The 19,107-nt window shown below is 65.7% G+C and carries 19 protein-coding genes; 6 read left to right on the top strand and 13 right to left on the bottom strand.

Annotated elements, in window-relative coordinates:
• Positions 1 to 183: 183 nt before the first annotated feature.
• Positions 184 to 1,536: a saccharopine dehydrogenase family protein gene (locus J0I79_RS20635; protein WP_292863111.1), complete on the bottom strand. Its 1,353-nt coding sequence runs from the start codon at positions 1,534 to 1,536 to the stop codon at positions 184 to 186.
• On the opposite strand from J0I79_RS20635, the gene J0I79_RS20630 reads away from it, so the two are divergent.
• The 5 genes from J0I79_RS20630 to J0I79_RS20610 all read left to right on the top strand — a co-directional run bounded on the left by J0I79_RS20630 (position 1,439) and on the right by J0I79_RS20610 (position 5,537).
• The gene (locus J0I79_RS20630; protein WP_292863108.1) at positions 1,439 to 1,867 is read left to right on the top strand and encodes an Lrp/AsnC family transcriptional regulator; all 429 of its coding nucleotides are present in this window, start codon (positions 1,439 to 1,441) and stop codon (positions 1,865 to 1,867) included. The genes J0I79_RS20635 and J0I79_RS20630 overlap by 98 nt on opposite strands.
• Positions 1,868 to 2,038: 171 nt before the next feature.
• A complete protein-coding gene (locus tag J0I79_RS20625; protein ID WP_292863105.1) occupies positions 2,039 to 2,185 on the top strand; it encodes a hypothetical protein in 147 nt (48 codons plus the stop codon).
• A gap of 7 nt (positions 2,186 to 2,192) precedes the next feature.
• Positions 2,193 to 3,812: a glycosyltransferase family 39 protein gene (locus J0I79_RS20620; protein ID WP_292863102.1), complete on the top strand. Its 1,620-nt coding sequence runs from the start codon at positions 2,193 to 2,195 to the stop codon at positions 3,810 to 3,812.
• Positions 3,809 to 4,969, top strand: coding sequence for a glycosyltransferase family 2 protein (locus J0I79_RS20615; RefSeq protein ID WP_292863099.1), 1,161 nt, complete (start codon positions 3,809 to 3,811; stop codon positions 4,967 to 4,969). Before J0I79_RS20620 ends, J0I79_RS20615 begins: the two co-directional genes overlap by 4 nt.
• 16 nt (positions 4,970 to 4,985) lie before the next feature.
• Positions 4,986 to 5,537 carry a phosphatase PAP2 family protein gene (locus J0I79_RS20610; protein WP_292863096.1) on the top strand — a complete coding sequence of 184 codons (552 nt, stop codon included), beginning with the start codon at positions 4,986 to 4,988 and terminating at the stop codon, positions 5,535 to 5,537.
• Between the two features lie 140 nt (positions 5,538 to 5,677).
• Here the strand turns inward: J0I79_RS20610 and J0I79_RS20605 are convergent, their stop codons facing one another.
• The 5 genes from J0I79_RS20605 to J0I79_RS20585 form a co-directional block, all read right to left on the bottom strand.
• Complete coding sequence (locus tag J0I79_RS20605) at positions 5,678 to 5,932, bottom strand: DUF1344 domain-containing protein (RefSeq protein ID WP_292863093.1); 255 nt, start codon at positions 5,930 to 5,932, stop codon at positions 5,678 to 5,680.
• A gap of 224 nt (positions 5,933 to 6,156) precedes the next feature.
• Positions 6,157 to 7,521 carry an ATP-binding protein gene (locus J0I79_RS20600; protein WP_292863091.1) on the bottom strand — a complete coding sequence of 455 codons (1,365 nt, stop codon included), beginning with the start codon at positions 7,519 to 7,521 and terminating at the stop codon, positions 6,157 to 6,159.
• A gap of 30 nt (positions 7,522 to 7,551) precedes the next feature.
• The gene (locus J0I79_RS20595) at positions 7,552 to 8,235 is read right to left on the bottom strand and encodes a winged helix-turn-helix domain-containing protein (RefSeq protein WP_292863088.1); all 684 of its coding nucleotides are present in this window, start codon (positions 8,233 to 8,235) and stop codon (positions 7,552 to 7,554) included.
• 81 nt (positions 8,236 to 8,316) lie between these two features.
• Positions 8,317 to 9,111 carry a hypothetical protein gene (locus tag J0I79_RS20590; protein WP_292863085.1) on the bottom strand — a complete coding sequence of 265 codons (795 nt, stop codon included), beginning with the start codon at positions 9,109 to 9,111 and terminating at the stop codon, positions 8,317 to 8,319.
• Between the two features lie 27 nt (positions 9,112 to 9,138).
• Entirely contained in the window at positions 9,139 to 9,396 is a 258-nt protein-coding gene (locus J0I79_RS20585) for a hypothetical protein (protein ID WP_292863082.1), read from the bottom strand.
• Between the two features lie 267 nt (positions 9,397 to 9,663).
• Here J0I79_RS20585 and J0I79_RS20580 point away from each other — a divergent pair, with 267 nt between their 5' ends.
• Positions 9,664 to 10,299 carry an isoprenylcysteine carboxylmethyltransferase family protein gene (locus tag J0I79_RS20580; RefSeq protein ID WP_292863079.1) on the top strand — a complete coding sequence of 212 codons (636 nt, stop codon included), beginning with the start codon at positions 9,664 to 9,666 and terminating at the stop codon, positions 10,297 to 10,299.
• Positions 10,300 to 10,474: 175 nt separating this feature from the next.
• On the opposite strand, the gene J0I79_RS20575 is transcribed toward J0I79_RS20580, so the two are convergent.
• The 7 genes from J0I79_RS20575 to J0I79_RS20545 all read right to left on the bottom strand — a co-directional run bounded on the left by J0I79_RS20575 (position 10,475) and on the right by J0I79_RS20545 (position 19,048).
• Positions 10,475 to 11,779, bottom strand: coding sequence for an FAD-binding oxidoreductase (locus J0I79_RS20575; protein WP_292863076.1), 1,305 nt, complete (start codon positions 11,777 to 11,779; stop codon positions 10,475 to 10,477).
• A gap of 108 nt (positions 11,780 to 11,887) precedes the next feature.
• Positions 11,888 to 12,940: an ABC transporter substrate-binding protein gene (locus tag J0I79_RS20570; RefSeq protein ID WP_292863073.1), complete on the bottom strand. Its 1,053-nt coding sequence runs from the start codon at positions 12,938 to 12,940 to the stop codon at positions 11,888 to 11,890.
• On the bottom strand, positions 12,933 to 14,051 hold the full coding sequence (locus tag J0I79_RS20565; RefSeq protein ID WP_292863070.1) for an ABC transporter ATP-binding protein: 1,119 nt from the start codon (positions 14,049 to 14,051) through the stop codon (positions 12,933 to 12,935). The genes J0I79_RS20570 and J0I79_RS20565 overlap by 8 nt, the downstream gene beginning before the upstream one ends.
• Complete coding sequence (locus J0I79_RS20560; RefSeq protein ID WP_292863067.1) at positions 14,048 to 14,848, bottom strand: ABC transporter permease; 801 nt, start codon at positions 14,846 to 14,848, stop codon at positions 14,048 to 14,050. Before J0I79_RS20560 ends, J0I79_RS20565 begins: the two co-directional genes overlap by 4 nt.
• Entirely contained in the window at positions 14,845 to 15,726 is an 882-nt protein-coding gene (locus tag J0I79_RS20555) for an ABC transporter permease (protein ID WP_292863064.1), read from the bottom strand. The genes J0I79_RS20560 and J0I79_RS20555 overlap by 4 nt, the downstream gene beginning before the upstream one ends.
• Positions 15,723 to 16,898 (bottom strand): acyl-CoA dehydrogenase family protein, encoded by a 1,176-nt coding sequence (locus tag J0I79_RS20550; protein ID WP_292863061.1) that lies wholly within the window; start codon positions 16,896 to 16,898, stop codon positions 15,723 to 15,725. Before J0I79_RS20550 ends, J0I79_RS20555 begins: the two co-directional genes overlap by 4 nt.
• Positions 16,895 to 19,048 (bottom strand): acetate--CoA ligase family protein, encoded by a 2,154-nt coding sequence (locus J0I79_RS20545; RefSeq protein ID WP_292863058.1) that lies wholly within the window; start codon positions 19,046 to 19,048, stop codon positions 16,895 to 16,897. Before J0I79_RS20545 ends, J0I79_RS20550 begins: the two co-directional genes overlap by 4 nt.
• Positions 19,049 to 19,107: the final 59 nt, after the last annotated feature.

Below are 19,107 nucleotides of genomic sequence, written 5' to 3'. Positions count from 1 at the left end.
CGCGCTGCATATTTAGGGGGTGGTAATCTCCCCCCTTGAGGGGGAGATGGCCGGCAGGCCAGAGGGGGTCGGTTCGACCGGGCGAGGCTCCCTTGCGGCATATCAAGGTTGGCGCTTCACGCGCGGCGACCCCCTCTGTCGCCTGCGGCGACATCTCCCCCTCGAGGGGGGAGATAAGCCCCGTCAGCTCGCCAGCCGGCTCACCATCTCATGCTGCGCATACGCCCGCCCAAAACGGTTGGCGAGGAAGGCGTCCAGCGCGATGTCCTCCTGCTTGACGAAGCCGGTCGCCGGCAGGTTGCCGTCGGCCAGCATGTCGAGCACGGCGCAGATGCCGGAAGCGGTGGTGATCTGGATGGCGCTGCGCACGCTCTGGCCGATGCGACGGGAGTAGATCTTGTTGGCGTAGGTCTCCTGCAACAGGCGGCCGTTCCTGCGGCCGGAAACGGTGACGAAGACGATGACCACGTCCTGCAGCGTTGCCGGCAGCGCGCTTTCGAAGATGTCCTTCAGCACGTCGCGGCGGTGGCGCAGGCCAAGGTCGTTGAGCAGCGCCTTCATGATCGCGGCATGGCCGGGATAGCGGATGGTGCGGTAGTTCAGCGTGCGCACCTTGCCCTTCAGCGTTTCGGCCAGAGTGCCGAGCCCGCCCGAGGTGTTGAACGCTTCGTAGGTGACGCCGTCGAGCGAGAACTCTTCACGCTCCTCCAGCGGCGGCACTTCCACCAGTTCGCCCTCGACGATCGCCTCGCAAGGCTCGCAATATTCGTTGATGACGCCGTCAGTGCTCCAGGTCAGGTTGTAGTTCAGCGCATTGGACGGGTATTGCGGCAGTGCGCCGACGCGCATGCGCACGCTTTCCAGCGTGTCGAAACGGCTGGCGAGATCGTTGGCGACGATCGAGATGAAGCCTGGCGCCAGGCCGCATTGCGGGATGAAGGCGCTCTTGGCGGAGCGGGCCAGTTCCTTGACGCGCCGGGTCGAGACGACGTCCTCGGTGAGATCGAGATAATGCACGCCGGTGGCGGCGGCCGCCTCGGCGATGCGCGTGGTGAGATGGAAGGGGGCGGCGCTCAGCACGGCGAACTTGCCGGCAAGCGCGGCTTCCAGCGCGCCCGCAGCCGCGATGTCGAGTTCGAGCGTCGCGACGCCGGCGGGCAGTTCGGCGGCGGAAAGCTGCGCCGCCGAGCGGTCGACGAGGGTAACTTGGTAGTCGCCGGTCGCGGCGAGCATCTCGGCGATGGTCGAGCCGATCTTGCCGGCGCCGACGATAACGATGTGGTTCATGGTCAATACCCCCTGCTGTTGGTGTCCGGCCAGTTCATGTCGGGCCAGTTCGAGCTGGCGGGAATCATCGCAGCTTGCCTGTCGAAAGGAAGCGTGGAATATGACAGAGTGAAACCTATCTTTGATCGATTTGCCGAAGGCATTCGTCGAAATGCTCAGTGAACCGGAACAAGCCCTGCTTTCCCTGCTGCGCGCCAATGCCCGCGCCTCGACCGCCGAGCTGGCGCGCCAGCTCGGCGTGTCGCGCACGACGGTGCAGAGCCGGCTCGAGCGGCTGGAACAGCGCGGCATCATTGCTGGCTACGGCGTCAGGCTCTCGCCGGACTATGAGCAGGGGCTGGTCAGGGCGCATGTGCTGCTCACCGTCACGCCCAAGCTTGCCGACAAGGTGGTGCGGGCTCTGCAGGCGCTGCCGCCGGTCAGGACGCTGCACTCGGTCAGCGGCAATTTCGACATGATCGTTATCGTCGACGCCCCGTCGATCCGCGATCTCGACGCGCTGCTCGACCAGATCGGCGCCCTGGAAGGGGTCGAGCGGACCTCGTCCTCGATCATCCTGTCGACGCGGATCGACCGCTGATCGCGCGGTGGCCTCGCGTCGACGGCTCGCGGGCGCTGGCGGCTCCATTACCGATTTGTAAGAAACACGTAATGCTCACGTATAGTTGACAAGGCAATGTCACGCCTGAACCGCTGCGGCTGATCAGTCCCGAGCCGAAAACCTGTCGTGTTCCGAGAGGTGGCTTTGCCCGTGCCGCGCAGTGTTTCCGTCTGGCCGAGCCGATGGATCTGGATCACGACCACCGTCGTGGTGTTCGCCGTTACCAGCGTGCTGATGATCCTGGCCGGGAACGAGTCCGCGCCCGACTACGGCTCGCATCTGCTCTGGTTCTGGTAGCGGCCTGATGCAGATCGACGAGACATTGCAGGGTGCCGGCGCCGCAACGTGGCCTGCGTCAGGCGCGGCACGGTTGTTCCCGTTGAGCCCCGTATCCCTGATGGCGCTCTTCGTCCTCGGATTCCTGATCTTGAGGGTCGCGCTTGCATCGGTCATCCCGCTGTCGATCGACGAGGCCTATGCGGTGGTGGTGTCGCGCAGCCATTCGCTGTCCTATTTCGACCACCCTCCGATCGGCTTCGCGCTTGCCAGGCTGATGGCGGATATGTCCGGCAGCGAATACCGGCTTCTGGTGCGGCTCCCCTATGTGCTGCTCGGCTCGGCATCGGCATTGCTGCTGTTCGCGCTCACCCGATACGTCTATGGCGCGGTTGCCGCGTTCTGGGCCGTGGCCTGGTTCAGCGTCGCGCCGTTCTTTCTCATATCGGCCGGCCATTTCGTGGTTCCCGACGGCCCGCTGGATTTCTTCCTGCTGGCCGCGGCCTGCCTGGCGGCGCCGATGCTGCTCGGCGCGGAGCCGCGTTTCGCCTTTCTGCGCTGGTGCGCGGCCGGCGTGGCGCTCGGTCTGGCGCTGATGTCGAAATACCAGGCCGGCCTGTTCTGCATTTCCGCGCTGCTGGTCCTGCTGTTGACGAAACCCGGCCGGGACCAGTTGCGGACCCCTGGGCCCTGGGTGGCCGCTGCCATCGCGGCGCTCGGCCTGCTGCCGGTCATCCTGTGGAACATGGAGCATGGCTGGATTTCGCTGGCCTTCCAGTCCGGCAGGGGCACCGCCAATGAGGGGCATCTCCTGCACCCCGGCAATCTCGCCGTCATACTGCTCGGCCAGGCACTCTATCTCTGGCCGCCTATCTGGCTGGTTGCCATGGCCTGCCTGTGGCAGGGCGCATGGCGGGGCGCCGCGACCGACCGCTTCTTCGTCCTGCTCTCGGCGCTCCCCGTCTTCTTCTTCGACCTGATCGCGCTGTTCAGCGCGCACTCGCTGCCGCACTGGTCGATGAGCGGCTTCCTGTTCGCCTTTCCATTCGTCGGCCAATGGTGCTGTTCGTTTTCAATGCGCAGGCCAACGCTGCTCGTCGTATCCATAGTCGTCGCAGCTACCGTGGTTCCGCTGCTGGCCATTGGATTCGCGGTGCAGGCGACAACCGGCGCCTTGACCCGGCCGTTCTTCGCGACGGCGCCGAAGTTCGACATCAACTGGCAGATCGTCGACTGGTCGGCGCTGACGACCAGCAAGGTCGCCGACGAGATCAGGCGCGCCAACGGATACGCCGTCGCCTCGAACTGGATGCAGGCGGCGAAGCTGGCCTATGAGCTCGGCCCGAACATCCCTATCGAGGTGCTGCCCGGTGATCCCCGCCACTTCCAGTTCATGGACGACAAGCGCCTCGCCCACCGGAGCCAAGGCTTCTTCATAGCCGCCGAGAATTTCGGCGAGGAAGCCATGCGTGAAAAGGACTATCGCGACGATCTCGGTGGCCTCTTCGCCGTCAATGGCGACATCAGGCGCATACCGCAGCAGGTCGCGGGATTTCCGGTTTTCGACATGCTGATCCTGCCGGTGAAGCGTGTCGTGCAATCCCAAGCGGGCGTTCAGCCGGCAACACAAGGCGGGAGCCAGCCATGAGCCAGGCGGCCTATCGGGACGGCGCCATATCCTTGGCAAGGGATGGCGTATCCGCCGTCAACGCCCAGCAGCGCGGCGCGGAGTTGACGATCGTCGTTCCGACCTTGAACGAGCGCGCCAATATCGGCCTGCTGGTGGCGCGGCTGCGGCAATCGCTTGCCGGCATCGACTGGGAAGTGGTGTTCGTCGACGATGATTCGAAGGACGGCACCATTCTGGCGGTGCGCGAGATCGCCGCCGGCGACAATCGCGTTCGCGGCATCAGGCGGATCGCCCGCCGCGGTCTGGCCGGCGCCTGTCTCGAGGGCATCCTGTCGAGCTCGGCGCCGATCGTGGCCGTGATGGACGGAGACCTGCAGCACGACGAGACATGCCTGTCGGCCATGTTCGCCATCCTGCGAGGCGGCGGCGCCGACCTTGTCGTCGCCAGCCGCTATGGAGACGATGGCAGCGCCGATGGCGGTTTTACCAGGCTGCGATCGGGCGCCAGCCGGCTGGCAACGCGTCTTGCGCAGCTGCTTCTGAGAACGCCGGTCCAGGACCCGATGAGCGGCTTCTTCATGCTGCGCAGGGAAATCGTCGACACCGTCGCGCCGCGGCTGTCCAGGCAGGGATTCAAGATCCTGCTCGACATTGTCGCCTCCTCGCCAACGGCCCTCAGGATCGAGGAAATCCCCTACAGATTCGCCCCGCGCCTGCACGGGCAGAGTAAGCTCGATTCGCTGGTCGCGCTCGAATATGTCGGCCTGCTGGTCGCGAAGATGTCGGGAGATTTGATCTCGACGCGCTTCCTTGCCTTCGGCCTTGTCGGCTCCGCCGGCGTCGTCGTCCATCTCGCGGTCCTGCATGCGCTGCTGCCGCACGGGCTGTCTTTCGCGGTCGCTCAGACAGCAGCCATGTTCTCGGCGATGGCCTTCAACTACACGCTCAACAACACCTTCACCTATCGCGACCAGCGCCGGCGCGGCTGGCGGTTCGTGACCGGCCTGCTCATCTTCGCGGCGCTGTGCAGTTTCGGCGTCGTGGCCGGGGTCGGCGTATCGTCGATGCTCTACAGCGAACACTCGCGCTGGTGGGTTGCTGGCCTTGCCGGGGCCGTTGTCGGCTCGGCATGGAACTACATCACCAATTCCGCCATCACCTGGCGCCGCGGATAGCCGGGACCGACCGCGCATGTTTGAATTCGACGCCGCGATGACGGCCTGGATCAACAATTGGGCCGGACAGGCTCCGGCAATCGATGCCGTGGTGATCGGCATCTCGACAGCCGGCGTGCCGCTGATGGTACTGGCGGTGGCGTTGCAATGGTGGCTGCCGCGCGCCGACACGGCGATCCGCCATGTCCTGATCGCAGCCGGGCTTTCATTTCTTCTGGGGCTTGGCATCAACCAGCTGATCCTGCTTTTCATCCAGAGGGCGCGGCCTTACGAGGCCGACGTCACGCACCTCATCATCGATAGAACCGTCGATTTCTCGTTTCCGTCCGACCATGCAACGGCAAGCTTCGCCATCGCCGCCGCGTTTCTTGTTCACGGTCTTTCGCGGCGCGGCTTCTGGTTTCTCGCTGTCGCTTTGCTGATCGGGCTCTCTCGCGTCTATCTCGGAACGCATTATGTCAGCGATATTCTCGGCGGCGCCGCGACCGGCTTCCTGGCGGCCGCTGTCGTCCGCCTTGCCTACCGGGAAAACACCCGGCTCGACCGCCTGGTCACCGGGATATTCTGAAAGCCGCCGGCGGGCCGCTGCATCTAAAGCGCGTCGCGTGACAACGGATTCACACGACGCGCTTTAGGTCATTGTTTGATGCATGTCGTTGTCGCAAAACCGAGGTCACTTTTGCGCGACATGCATTATGCGGTATTCGCCTACTTGGCAGGCTGGATGCTCGACACCAGCGACTTGCCCGACTTCGTCGAATAGGTGACGACCACCTTCTCGCCGGCCTTCAGCGTCTCGACCTCGATGCCTTCCGGCAGGTTGAGTGTCTTGCCGTCGGCCAGGGTGATGGCATCGCCCTTAGCGTCGACGCTGGTGATGGTGCTGGTGACCGTCCTGGCAAAGGCAGCGGTCGACGTTGCGGCCGCCAGCATGGCCGCGGTGACGATGACGAATTTCTTCATGATCATTCTCCTGTGTCGTGGCGCCGGGAAGCCCCGGCTTCGATAGGGCCGGACTGTCGCCGGCCGGCTTCCCTCCTCGTCGAGAGAAGATGCATCTGTTGTAGACGGGCGAGTTTGCGAGCGGTTTGCCGCAGGCTTACCGATGAGTAAGACGGTCGATGGGCAAGACCGGGCGATAGGCAAGACGGCGGACGGACGAAGCGCGAGAAATGATCCTTCGCCGGCTAAGCCAGCGGAAAACTTACCACGACGGCCAGGCCGGGCCGGGCATCCTCCAGCGCGATGGAGGCGCCGTGCAGATCGGCGATGGCCCTGACGAGGCTGAGGCCAAGGCCGCTGCCCGGCGTCGAGCGGCTGTGGTCCAGCCGGTAGAGCCGCTGAAACACTTTTTCACGTTCGTCGGGGGGGACGCCGGGGCCGTTGTCGGCGACGGCGGCCAGCACGCGGTCGCCCCGGCGCGCGACCGACAGCTTGATCGATGTGCCCGGCGGGCAATGGCGCAGCGCGTTCTCAACCAGATTGGCGAACATCTGCGTCAGGAGTTCCCGGTCGCCGTGGATCCGATCGGTCGTTTCAGCCAGCTCCGGCGATGACAGCGATTTGCCGTCATCGTCGGCGACGTCGGTGTAGATCTCGGCGATGGTTTGCAGGATCTCGCGCAGGTCGACATCGGTGAAGCGCGCCTTGCGCGCGCCGGCCTCGATCTGCGCGATGCGCAGCAGCGCATCGAAGGTCTCGTTGATCTGGTGGCCCTCGGCGCGCGCGTCGGAAAGGTCGCCTGAAACGTCCTGGTCCTGCGCGGCCTTGTCGGCGGCGCCTTCCAGGATCATCTGCAGGCGGTTGAGCGGCGTCTTCAGGTCATGCGCGATGTTGGCGCTGACCTGTTTCATGCCATCGACCAGGCCGGACAGGCGGTCGAGCGCGGCGTTGACCTGGCCGGAGACGACGTCGATGTCGTCGCCATTGCCGGTCAGCGGAATGCGGGTGTCGAGCCGGCCGTGCGAGACGTCGACCATGGTGGCGGCGATGCCGTCGAGACGCAGCTGGACGCGGGAGGCGAGCAGGGCGCCGCCGGCCACCGCCAGGCCGGTGATGATCAGGGTCGCCCAGCCGAAGCTCATCAGCATGATCGTCTCCAGCTCCTCCGTCTCTGACAGGCTGAAGGCAACCGTCAGACTGTTGCCACCGACCGAGCCGGTATAGGCGCGGTATTCGGTGTCGGGAGGCAGGCCGGGCATTTCGGCGCCGAACATCGAGAAGCCGTCGGGCAGACCGGCTGCGGTGAAATTGCCGGCCAGGCGGTTGCCGGCGGCGTCGGTCAGCGAGAACAGCTGTTCCTTCTTCAGGCTGCGCGCGGAATGGTTCTGGACCGTTTCCACCAGTTCCCTGGTGTCGTCGTCCGTATAGGTGGCGGCGACGACGGAATAGGTCCCCTTTATGGTTTCGTCGAGCTGCTCGGCAAGATCGGCGCTCATCATCTGGTAGACGATGGCGCCCGCCAGAACGAAGGCCAGCATGAACAGGAAGGCGAATGTCAGGGCGAGCCGGAACGGCGTGCTGCGCAGCAGGCGGGCCCATGTTCCGGTCATAAGGCAGTTCCGGTCATGGTGCGGGCCCGATCATGCCGCGGGCGAAGCGTGCAGGCTGTAGCCGGTGTTGCGGACGGTGTGGATGAGCTGGGTTTCGAACGGCTTGTCGATCTTGGCCCGCAACCGGCTGATATGGGTCTCGACGACGCTGGTCTTGGGGTCGAAGTGGAAGTCCCAGACGCGCTCCAGCAGCATGGTGCGGGTGATGACGCGGCCTTCGCCGCGCATCAGGACTTCCAGCAGGCTGAATTCCCTGGGCTGCAGGTCGATCGGCTGGCCCTGCCTGACGACACGCCGCATGATCAGGTCCATTTCGAGGTCGGCGACGCGCAGAACGGTTTTCTGCTCCTGCGCCGCGGGGCGCCGGCCGAGCGCATTGATGCGTGCCAGCAGTTCGGAAAAGGCGAAGGGCTTGACCAGATAGTCGTCGCCGCCGGCTTCGAGCCCCTCGACGCGGTCGTCGATGCCGCCGACGGAGGTGAGGAAGATCGCCGGCGTGCGCACGCCCGCGGCGCGGATCGCCTTAACCATCGACAGGCCGTCGAGGCCCGGGATCATCCGGTCGGCCACGATCACGTCGTAGCCGCCGCTGGTGGCGGCGAAAAGCGCGTCGTGGCCGTTGCGCAGGAGGTCGCAGACATGGCCGGCCTCCGTCAGTCCCCTGACGATGTAGTCCGCCGTCCTGTGGTCGTCCTCGACAAGAAGTAGTCGCATCGTCGTTCCGGTTGATTGCCGATATCGGGGACAGGCTATCACCGGTACGGGTTCGTTCCTAGGATGGCCGCGGCCGGCTGTTCAATCGGATTCCAGCAGGATCTCGTCGGCGTCGTCGGCCGTCTTCTTCAGCGTCATGTAGAGAACAAGCGCGACGATGCAGCCGAGGAAGATCAGGCTGGTGAAGGTGGTGCCGAAACCAAGCCCGCCATATTCGACCGGTTGCGACAGGAGATCGCCGAAGGAGGCGCCGAGCGGGCGGGTCAGGATGTAGGCGAGCCAGAAGGCCAGGATGGCGTCCAGGTTGATCAGGTAATAGGCAAGCGCGATGAGCCCGATCACGGCGCCGAACATCAGGCCGGTGGCGAGGTAGCCCATGTCGAAGCTTTCGGCGACGAGGTCGCCGGCGGCGGTGCCGAGCGAGAAGGTGAAGAGGATCGCCAGCCAGTAGAAAATCTCGCGCCTGGTGGTGAAGATGGTGTGGATCGACAGTGTCCGCTCGCTGGCATACCAGACCGCGAATGTCGCCACGAGCACGACCGAGAAGGCGATGGTCGTGGTCTGCAGGCGTACGCCGAAATTGTCGACGAGGTTGTCGGTGATCAGCGTGCCGACGACGCTGATCAGCACCACCGCCAGCCAGTAGGCCCAGGGCACATAGCGCTTCTGGGCGAACTGGAGGACGAGGGCGACGATCAGGACGCCGGTCATGATCAGCGAGGTGACGGTCAGCCCGAGCCCGAGATTGACGGCAAGATAGTCCGCCGCCGTCTCGCCCATGGTCACCGCCATCAGCTTGATCAGCCAGAAATCGAGGGTGACTTCCGGAACCCTGTTATAGGAAGGGCCGGCAGGATGGTTGCTTGGCGCGAGCATGGCTGAAATCCTCGATGGCTGATGTCGCTACTTGCCCATGACCTTCATGGCCTGGGCGAAGAAGTCGTCGGCGCGTTTGTCGTCGTCGGCGTTGCAGCGCTCGATGCCCTTGCTCTCCAGGTCCAGGACCTTGGCCTTGTCGGCTGTGCCGAGCTTGGCTTGCGCCTCGGCGGCGCGCAGCGCCTTCAACGTTTCCTCGCAAGGCGCCGGAGCGGCTGATGTGGCGGAGATCGAAGCGGAGACGGCGAGCGCGGCCGCCGCGGCAGCAAAGGCAAATCTCTTCATGAAACCATTCCCTGTCTGATGCCGGCTACCGTCCGGCTGGTGCAATCGGAACCGGCTTTCAAATCCCGGCCGGCATGCGCACGATAGGGAAGCGACTTCGCGGCAGCCTGTCCGCGGACATACAATTTCGTAAGAATGGACGCTGTTCCGGCAAAGGGCCTTTACGAAAGGCTCGCGGTGCGCTGATAGAAGGCCACTGCCTTGCATCCGCCATCAATCTCGTGCCCCAGTGCTCCCGGGCCAGCCCCCCGCCCAAGGAAAACACGAATGACCTACGCGTCCCTCAAGCCGGTTTCACAGGCTTTCGTCCAGCGCAAGCGGCTGATCTTCATTCGCGTCGCGGCTGTGCTGGTGGTGCTGCTGCTGTTCGTTACCAAGCCGGCGCTCAGCGAGGGCTCGGACGGGCACGAAACACTCGAATTCCTGGGCTTCTGCCTGGTGCTGGCCTGCGTCGCCGGCCGGCTGTGGAGCATTCTCTATGTTGGCGGCAAGAAGAACGAGGAGCTGGTTTCGACCGGCCCGTTCTCGATAAGCCAGAACCCGCTCTATTTCTTCTCCACGGTGGGCGCGGTCGGCATCGGCCTGCTCTACGGCTCGCTGCTGGCGGCCGCCGCGCTTGGCATCGCCAGTTTCCTCATCTTCCGCGTCACCGCGCGCAAGGAAGCCGAGTATCTCCTGGGCAAATTCGGCGCGGCCTATGTCGCCTACATCAACAGGACGCCACGGTTCTGGCCGAACCCGCTGCTCTACCGCGATAATGACGAGCTGCAATTCTCGACACGGGCGCTCAAGCGCACCTTTTATGACGGGCTCTATTTCCTCGCCATCTTTCCGGCCATCGAACTGATCGAGTATCTCAGGGAGACAGGCATGCTGTTCCCGGCCTTCCTGACGGTCTACTGACGGCCGGTATCTGATTTGCCGCCTAGAGCATTTCACCGTTTCACGGAAACGGCGAACCGCTCTAACTCTTTGTTCTTACGCAATTCCCAAGGGGAAGCGCTATGCGCTTCTCCCGGGAAAACCGTTACACACTTTTCCTGGAATTGCTCTAAGCACGGCGATCGACGATCAGCGGTCACGCGGCGCTTCGGCTATCGAGCAGCCGGTAGTACTGGCTGAAGGCAAATACGCCGACCTTGCGCAAGGCATGCAGCGCGTAGCGGTCCGGCGCGGTCACCGGGAACGGCAGGTCGGCCGGCGCGGTGCCGAGAGCCAGATCGGCAAGCAGCTTGCCCGTCGTCGTGCAGGCCGCAACGCCGCGTCCATTGCAGCCGAGCGCGGTGAACAGGCCGGGCGCCAGTATATGGATATGCGGCATCGTATCCTTGGTGATGGCGACCTTGCCGCTCCAGACGAACTCGACCGGCGCGCCGGCGGCTTGCGGAAAGATGCGGGCCAGCGCGGCCTTCAGCGGCGCGGCGTCGTCCATGGTCGGATTGTCGTCGACGGGCGAGCGCCCGCCCATCACCAGGCGGCCTTCATGATCGAGCCGGAAATAAAGCAGGAGCCGCCTGGTGTCGGCGACACCCTGGCCGCCCGGCAGGATGGTTTTGCGCACCGACGGCGCCAGCGGATGCGTGGCGATCTGGAAGCTGGTCACCGGAATGACGGTCTGGCGCAGGCCGGGCCACAGGTTCCCGGTATAGGCGTTGGTGGCGAGCACGACCTGGCGCGCCCGCACCGAGCCCTGGCCGAGATCGAGCCGCCAGCCATCGCCGTCGCGCCGCAGGCCAAGCGCCGGCGACCGGGCCAGGATGGTGGCGCCCCGCGACATCGCCGCCGCCGCCAGCCCGCGAGCGTAGCTCAGCGGCTGCAGCACGCCGCCGCGCGGATCGAACCAGCCGCCATGATAGGCGCCGGGGGCCGAGCCGGTCAGCCCTGCCATTTCGCCAGTGTCGAGCAGGCGCGCCTCGACGCCCCGGGCGCGCCATTGCCGGAAGCGGGGCGTGACGATATCGGAAAACGGCCCAGGCCCATGCGCGCCCTGGATCCAGCCGGTGCGCTCGGCGTGGCAGTCGATGCCGTATTTTTCGATGATATCGAAGACGAGGTCGCCGCCGGCGCCGAAGGTTCTGGTGATGGCGCTGCCAAGCGCCTGGCCGAACTTCGCTTCGAGCTTGTCGGGATCGTGCTTCAGCCCGGCGATGATCTGGCCGCCATTGCGTCCCGACGCGCCCCAGCCAGGTTCGCTCGCCTCCACCACGATGACCTTCTTGCCGGCCTGCGCCAGATGCAGTGCCGTGCTCAGCCCGGTATAGCCGGCACCGACGATGGCGATGTCGGCCACGGCATCGCCTTTCGCGCTTGCATAGGCGGGCGCGGGCGTGGCCGTCGCCGCCCACAGGCTGGCCGGCAAGGCCAAGGGTTGCTCAGCGTGCATGTCGTTCCCCAGTAAGGTGATCGGCCCCAGTAAGGTGATCGGTCGGCGCGGACGTGGCCCGGTGTTCCGGCGTGGCCGATTGCGGATCGGCCACGCCGGCGGTGCGGGTCACTGCAGCATCAGCTGGTTCCACTTTTCCTCATAGGCGACCGAATATTTGTCGGCTTCGCCTTCGTTGAGGATAAGCATGTCCTTGATGTTGTCGGGCGCCATGACGAGGATCTTCTTCGTCTCGGCGTCGGCGCCCGATGTGGCGCTGCCCAGCACCGGGCCATAGGTCTTGAGTTCGAGCAGCTTCGCCTGCTGGGCGTCGGCGAGCGCGAAGTTGATCGCCTCATGCGCAAGTTCCACATTGGGCGACCCTTTGGGGATGACCCACCAGTTGGCCCAGGCGATGCCGTCCTTGTAGGTGAAGCCGACCGGAGCGCCTTCGGCTTCCGCCGCCAGCACGCGGCCGCTCCAGGCGGAGGACAGCGCCAGCTCGCCTGACGAAAGCAGTTGCGGCGGTTGGGCGCCGCTGCCCCACCAGACGGTGACGTGCGGCTTCAGCTCCTTGATCTTGGCCATCGCCATGTCGGCCTTCTCCGTGGTGTAGGGGAAGACTTCCTCGTGCTTGACGCCCGAGGCCAGCAGGGCGGCTTCGTAGTTGTAGTAGAAGAAGCGGTAGAGGCCGCGCGGTCCCGGAAAGCGCTTCACGTCCCAGAAATCGGCCCAGGATTGCGGGCCGGCATCCGGAAAGGCCGTCTTCGACCAGGCCATGATGGTGGCGCCGGTCGAGGTGGCGATGCCGTTGGGGGCGACCCAGCCTTTTTCGAGCGCCGAGGCATTGGGGATTTTCGAGACGTCGATCGGTTCGAGGAAGCCTTCATTGGCGCCCTGCCAGACAGTGCGGCCGCCGACGTCGACCAGGTCCCACTCGACCGCCTTGGCCTGGACCATGGCCTTGATCTTGGCGGTCTCGGTGGGCGAGGTGTTGACCACCGGAATGCCCTTGAGCTGGCCGAACGGATCGATGAAAGCCGCCTTCTCGGCATTGGACAGCGCGCCGCCCCAGGAGGTGAAGGTGAAGGGCCGGTCCGCTGCCTGCGCCAGCCGGGGAAGACCCGCCGCGCCGGCCAGCACGCCGCCCGCTGCCGTCAGAAGGAAAGTACGCCTATGCATCAGCTTTCTCCGTTTTGGTGGGTTTGGTTGGAAAATGAGGGACGGCGCGGACGTGGCCCGGCTTCCACGTGACATGGACCCTGGCGCCGGCCCGCAAGGCGCGGTCGGTGATCTGGCGAGCGGCGAGGGTCTGGCCGCTCTCCAGCCGCAAGGTGAGCTGCGTGAGTTCGCCGAGATAGATGACCTCGACGATCTCGGCGGCCACGCCGTCGCCGTCGCGGCCGAGTTCGACATGTTCGGGCCGGATCAAGAGCCGCGCCGGCTCGCCCGCCGCCGTGCCCGGCGCCGCCTCGACGGCGATCGTTCTGCGGAACGCCTCGACATCGACCGAGGCCTTTCCGGCCGAGGTGGACAGCACGCGCACCGGCAAAAGGTTGGATTCGCCGATGAAGCCGGCGACGAAGGCGTTGACCGGACGATCGTAGAGATCGTCGACCGTTCCCAATTGCTGGATGCGGCCGCCATCCATCACCGCGACGCGGTCGGAAAGCACCAGCGCCTCCTCCTGGTCATGGGTGACATAGATGGTGGTGCGGCCGAGTTTCTGGTGCAGCCGGCGCAGTTCGAGCTGCACGGAGCGGCGAAGCTGCTTGTCGAGCGCGCCGAGCGGCTCGTCCATCAGCAGCACGTCGGGCTCGATCACCAGCGCGCGGGCCAGCGCCACGCGCTGCTGCTGGCCGCCGGACATCTGCTGCACCGCCCGGTCGGCGAAACCGTCGAGTCGCATCAGCGATAGGATCTCGTTCACGCGCCGTGCGATCTCCGGCTTGGGCAGGCGCCGCACGTTCAAGCCGTAGGCGACGTTCTCGCCGACGCTCATATGCGGGAACAGGGCATAATTCTGGAACACCATGCCGATGTTTCGGTGGCGGGCGGGCAGGCGGGTGACGTCGCGCTCGCCGATGCGGATCTCGCCCGCCGTCGGCTCGACATAGCCGGCGGTGAGGTTGAGCAGCGTCGTCTTGCCCGAGCCCGAGGGGCCGAGCAGCGTCAGGAATTCGCCCGCATTGACGACGAGATCGGTCGGCTCCAGCGCCTTGAAGCCGCCATAGGCCTTCGAAACGCCGGTCAGGCGCAGCGATTGTCCCTGCTGTGGTCCGGTCTGCGTCATCGGCTCGGGCTCCCGGTTTTGCGGCTAAAGACCTGCGCCAGCGCGAACAGGACGATGGCGAGCGCGATCATCACTGTCGCGGCGACCGCGATGACCGGCGTGAACTCCAGCCGGATCGATTCCCAGATCTTCACCGGCAGGGTTTTGGAGGCATAGCCGGCCATGAACACGGCGATAATGACCTCGTCGAAGGAGGTGATGAAGGAGAAGATGGCGCCGCCGACGATGCCGGGGGTAATGTTGGGCAGCGTGACAGTGCGGAAGATGCGCCATGGGCCGGCGCCCAGGCCGGCGGCGGCGCGCAGCCAGTTGTCGTCGATGGCGCGCAGCGCAATGCCGACATTGATGACGACGAACGGCAGCGCCAGTATGGCGTGGCCGAGGCTCATGCCGATGATGGTGCCGCTCAGGCCGACATCGAGCGCGCTGCGGTAGAGCGCCACAGCGGTGACGATGACAGGCACGATCATCGGCGCAAGGAACAGGCCGGTGACCAGCATGCGCATGCGCCCGTCGATGCGGCGCAGGCCGATTGCCGCCAGCGTGCCGAGCACCACCGCGATGATGGTTGCCAGCGTGGCGACCTCGACGCTGTTGACGAGCGACGTGTGCCATTCCGGATCGGCGAGGAAGCGTTCGTACCAGACTCCGGACCAGGCGCGCGGCGGCAGGTAGATAAAGCTCGCCTTGTTGAAGGAGGCCGGCACCACGGCCAGGATCGGCAGCACCAGGAAGGCGAGCACCAGGCTGGCGCCGGCATTGGCCGATATGCGAAGCAGGAGCGGCAGCCGGTTCATCGCGCGAACAACCCCCGCTCGATCGGCAGCAGCCGGGCGGCCAGTCCCATCAGCACGAGCACGATCGCCAGAAGGGCGAGCGAGCCGGCGGCGGCGAGCGACCATGCCAGCCTGTCGTTGACGAAGCTGGCGATCAGCATGGACAGCGTGATGGCGTTGGAGCCGCCGAGCAGGGCCGGGGTGATGAAGAAGCCGAGCGACAGCAGGAAGACGAAGGTCGCGCCGCCGGCGAGGCCGGGCAGGCAGAGCGGCAGATAGATGCGCCGGAAGGTGTCGAGAAGGCTGGCGCCCAGCCCGTCGCTGGCCAGTAGCAGCCGGCGGTCGATGCGCACCATGGCGCCATAGAGCGGCAGGATCATGTAGGGCAACAGGATGTGGATCATGCCGATGAGCACGCCGACATTGTTGAACAGCAGCGCCAGCGGCGCCTCGGTGATGCCGGTTGCCATCAGGAGCCGGTTGATCGGCCCGTTGCGCTCCAGAAGCAGCATCCAGGAGAAGGTGCGCACCAGCACCGAGATCCAGAAGGGAAACAGCACGCCATAAAGCGCGATGCCGAACCAGACGCCTTCGAGGCGCGACAGGACATAGGCGACGGGCCAGGCAAGCAGCACGCAGAGCGCCGTCACCATGAGGGCGACAACGAAGGTGTTCCACATCACCTGGCGGTAGACCGAGCTCTCGGCAAGCACGCCGAAGGTGGCGAAGGGTCCGGCCGGGTCGGTGAAGGCCAGCGAGAACAGCCGCGCCAGCGGCACCACGAACAGCAGCGCCAGCACGAGCAGCGCCGGGCCGAGCAGGAGCGCGGTCTCGACATGCCGGCGCGACATCGATGCGGTGCGCGCCTTCGGTTGCAGCAGGGTGGCAGCAGCAGTCACGCCCAGGCCACCTCGCTGAACACGCCGATGCCGCGCTTGCGGATCTGGCCGGCGACGACGACACGCTGGATTTCTGACGTGCCTTCCCAGATGCGGTCGACGCGGATGTCGCGATAGAGCCGCTCGACCGGGTTCTCGCGCATGTAGCCGCGTCCGCCCAGCACCTGCAGCGCCTTGTCGATGACGCGGCCGGCGGCCTCGGAGCAGTAGAGTTTCAGCGCACTGGCATGGGCATGCACGCGCTTGCGGTCGAGACCCTGGTCGATCTCCCAGGCGACCCGGTAGAGCATCGACTTGGCGGCGAAGATGTCGACCGCCATGTCGGCCAGCATGAACTCGACGCCCTGGAAATCGCGGATCGGCCGGTCGAACTGGTGGCGGGTGGTGGCATAGTCATTGGCGATCTCAGCGGCGCGGGTGGCCGCACCAACCGCATGCGAGGCGATCTGCAGGCGCGCCTCGACGAACCAGTCCTTGGTCAGTTCCAATCCCTGGCCGACCTGACCCAGCATCTTGTCCTCACCGACCATGGTGCCTTCGAAGCGGAGCTCGGCATGGTCGAAGGCGAAATTGTGCATGAACTTGGGCGAGCGCAGATGCACCATGTTGTTCACCGGCTTGTCGACCAGGAACAAGGTCGGCTTGTCGGGATCGTCGTCGACATGGGCGTGGACGATGACGAAGTCGGACGCGTTGTAGGAGGTGACGAACCATTTTTCGCCGGTCAGGTGCCACTCACCGTTCTTCAACACGGCCTTTGTCTTGACCCGGCGCGGATCGGAGCCGGCCTCAGGCTCGGTGATGGCGAAGGCGCCGCGCCGGTGGCCGTGCGAGGACGGGATGAGATAGTCGCGTTTCTGCGCTTCCGTGCCGAGTTTCAGGCTGACCGGCGGGCGCCAGACGCAGCTCCACAGGCCGTTAGTGACACGGCCGAGCTGTTCCTCGATAGCCGTCTGCTCGACCATGGTCAGGCCAAGGCCGCCATTCTCCCGGGAATGGTTGATGCCGGCGAGACCCCAGTCGCGCACCTGCTGGCGGACCGTCTCGCGGCGCTCCATCGGCAGTTCGCCATGTTCGTCGGTGATCGCCTCCAGCGGCAGCAGCACCTGGTCGCAGAAGTCGCGGCCCTTTTTCGACAGTTCCTTTTCGCGCGGGCTGAGATCGAAGTTCATGGCATTTCCCTGATGTGTGTATCGTGACGACCGGCCGGCTTCGCGGCGACCACAAGCGCGTCGACGGCGATGCAGCCGCGGTCTGAAACCATGAGTGGGTTGACGTCCATCTCTTCGATGAGGTCGCCGAGATCGGCGGCAAGCATCGAGAAGCGGACGAGTGCTGCGACAAGCGCCGGCCTGTCGGCGGCGGGCCGGCCACGGCCGCCGTCGAGCAGCGGGCTGACCTTCAGCCTGCCGATCAGCGTTTGCGCCTGTTCGAGGCTGAGCGGCGGCAGGGCAACAGTGCGGTCTCTCAGCACCTCGATCCAGATGCCGCCGGAAGCGACGACCAGATAGGGCCCGAACTGCTGGTCGCGGACCAGGCCGAAGGCGATCTCGACGCCCTTCGGCGCCATTTCGGCGACGAGAGCCTCGGGGCCGAGCCGCGCCGCCATCCCGGCATAGGCATCCGCCAGCGCGCTCTCATCCGCGAGGCCGAGACGGACGCCGCCGACATCGGATTTGTGCTGGATGCCGGGAACGGCGGTTTTCAGCGCGACGGGGAAGCCGATCTTTCGCGCGGCGGCGAGGACATCGTCCGGCGTGGCGGCGGCGATCGCTCGCGGCGTCGCGATGCCGTAATCGGCCAGCAGCGCCAGCGCCTCGCTTTCACCGAGCGGCTTTGCCTGGCCAAGGCGCCGGCGCCAGTGTTCTCTGACCTCGCGCGCCACGGGCCGCGGATAGGTGTGGCTGAGGGCGCGGCGGTCGCGGAACGCCAGCAGGTTGCGGATGGCATGCAGGCCTTCGTCGGTGCCGTCGATGACCGGCACGCCGGCCTGCGTGGTGGCAAGCGCCAGCGCGCGATGGTTCACCGAGGCGTAGTTGCTGACGACGGCGACCGGCTTGTCGGTACTGGCGCTGGAGCGGATCACGGCGCGGGTGAAGCCCTCGGCGATGTAGGAGCCGTCGCGTATGTCCTGGAACAGCACGCCGATGGCGGTGTCGGAGTCGGCGAGCATAGCGTCCATGCAGGCCTCGACATGCATTTCGAAGTCGAGGCCGGAGCCCCAGACATCGAGCGGGTTGGCAGCCTGCAGGCCGCTGTCGAGATGCAGCCGCAGTCCTTCTTTAGTCCGCTCCGAGATGGCGGCGAACGGCACGCCGGCCCGGGCCGCGAGGTCGGCGACCATTTCGCGCTCGCCGCCGGAATCGTGCAGGCTGGCGAGGCCGCCCCTGGCGGCGGGCCGGCCGGCCGAAAACAAGGTGAGATTGGCGGCGAGCTGGTCCAGTGTGTCGACGCTTGCGACGCCCCATCTTTCGAACAACGCCTCGTAGGCGGCGTCGTCGCCGGCGATGGCGCCGCTGTGGCTGGCGGCGAAGCTGGCGCTGAGTTCGGTGCGCCCGACCTTCAGCGCCACCACCGGGATGCCGAGACGGTCGGCCTTTTCCAGGCAGCGGGCGAAATCATCCGGCCGCCGCGCCGTTTCGAGGAACAGGCCGATGACCGAGGTGGCGGGCTGGTCGAGCGCCCAGTCGACATAATCTGATGTCGTCGTCGTCAGTTCGCGGCCGCTCGACACGCAGAGCTGGTACTTCAGCCGCTGGTCGTTGTAGGCGAGCGCGGAAAAGGCGGAGCCCGATTGAGTGATCAGGGCGACGCCGCCGGGTTTCATGGCGAGATTTGCGGCGAAGCCGGAGACGCGCAACCCGATCTGCGGGTTGCAGAAGCCCATGCCGTTGCCGCCGCATATAACGATGCCGGCCTCGCGGGCGATGTCGGTCAGCCGGCCGGCGAGCGGGTCGTTGGCCGCACCCGTCAGGTCGCAGCTCGCGAAGATGGTGACCGCTTTGGCGCCGTGGCGCGCGGCGGCCAGCAGACCCTCTTCGAGATAGTCGTTGGCGAGGCCAAGCACGACATGGTCGACAACCTCGGGCAGGCTGGCGAGATCGGGAAAGCAGGGCACGCCTTCCACGGTGTCGTATTTCGGGTTGATGGCGTAGATCCGGCCCGAATAGCCATCCATGGCTGCCGCCCGCACCATCGTATTGCCCGGCGTGTTCGGGCGCACCGAGGCGCCGACAAAGGCGATCGATGCCGGCCGCAACAGCGGGTCGAGGCGATGCCGCGCCTGTGTCATGCCGCCAAGCGCGGCGATGGTTCCAGCCAAATCCCTGCTCCCACGGCTCGTTCCCGAAGCCTTTTTGCGACCATCCCGGTATTCTTGCT

The organism is Mesorhizobium sp. (assembly GCF_017306585.1).
In the GTDB taxonomy this organism is placed as follows: domain Bacteria; phylum Pseudomonadota; class Alphaproteobacteria; order Rhizobiales; family Rhizobiaceae; genus Mesorhizobium.
This window is presented reverse-complemented; position numbering and strand designations above follow the sequence as displayed.

Bases quoted from the DNA above. Each gene is read 5' to 3' on its own strand.
- J0I79_RS20630 (WP_292863108.1), top strand. From the start codon at position 1,439: ATGCTCAGTGAACCGGAACAAGCCCTGCTTTCCCTGCTGCGCGCCAAT.
- J0I79_RS20620 (WP_292863102.1), top strand. From the start codon at position 2,193: ATGCAGATCGACGAGACATTGCAGGGTGCCGGCGCCGCAACGTGGCCT.
- J0I79_RS20615 (WP_292863099.1), top strand. From the start codon at position 3,809: ATGAGCCAGGCGGCCTATCGGGACGGCGCCATATCCTTGGCAAGGGAT.
- J0I79_RS20610 (WP_292863096.1), top strand. From the start codon at position 4,986: ATGTTTGAATTCGACGCCGCGATGACGGCCTGGATCAACAATTGGGCC.
- J0I79_RS20605 (WP_292863093.1), bottom strand. From the start codon at position 5,932: ATGAAGAAATTCGTCATCGTCACCGCGGCCATGCTGGCGGCCGCAACG.
- J0I79_RS20600 (WP_292863091.1), bottom strand. From the start codon at position 7,521: ATGACCGGAACATGGGCCCGCCTGCTGCGCAGCACGCCGTTCCGGCTC.
- J0I79_RS20595 (WP_292863088.1), bottom strand. From the start codon at position 8,235: ATGCGACTACTTCTTGTCGAGGACGACCACAGGACGGCGGACTACATC.
- J0I79_RS20590 (WP_292863085.1), bottom strand. From the start codon at position 9,111: ATGCTCGCGCCAAGCAACCATCCTGCCGGCCCTTCCTATAACAGGGTT.
- J0I79_RS20585 (WP_292863082.1), bottom strand. From the start codon at position 9,396: ATGAAGAGATTTGCCTTTGCTGCCGCGGCGGCCGCGCTCGCCGTCTCC.
- J0I79_RS20580 (WP_292863079.1), top strand. From the start codon at position 9,664: ATGACCTACGCGTCCCTCAAGCCGGTTTCACAGGCTTTCGTCCAGCGC.
- J0I79_RS20575 (WP_292863076.1), bottom strand. From the start codon at position 11,779: ATGCACGCTGAGCAACCCTTGGCCTTGCCGGCCAGCCTGTGGGCGGCG.
- J0I79_RS20570 (WP_292863073.1), bottom strand. From the start codon at position 12,940: ATGCATAGGCGTACTTTCCTTCTGACGGCAGCGGGCGGCGTGCTGGCC.
- J0I79_RS20565 (WP_292863070.1), bottom strand. From the start codon at position 14,051: ATGACGCAGACCGGACCACAGCAGGGACAATCGCTGCGCCTGACCGGC.
- J0I79_RS20560 (WP_292863067.1), bottom strand. From the start codon at position 14,848: ATGAACCGGCTGCCGCTCCTGCTTCGCATATCGGCCAATGCCGGCGCC.
- J0I79_RS20550 (WP_292863061.1), bottom strand. From the start codon at position 16,898: ATGAACTTCGATCTCAGCCCGCGCGAAAAGGAACTGTCGAAAAAGGGC.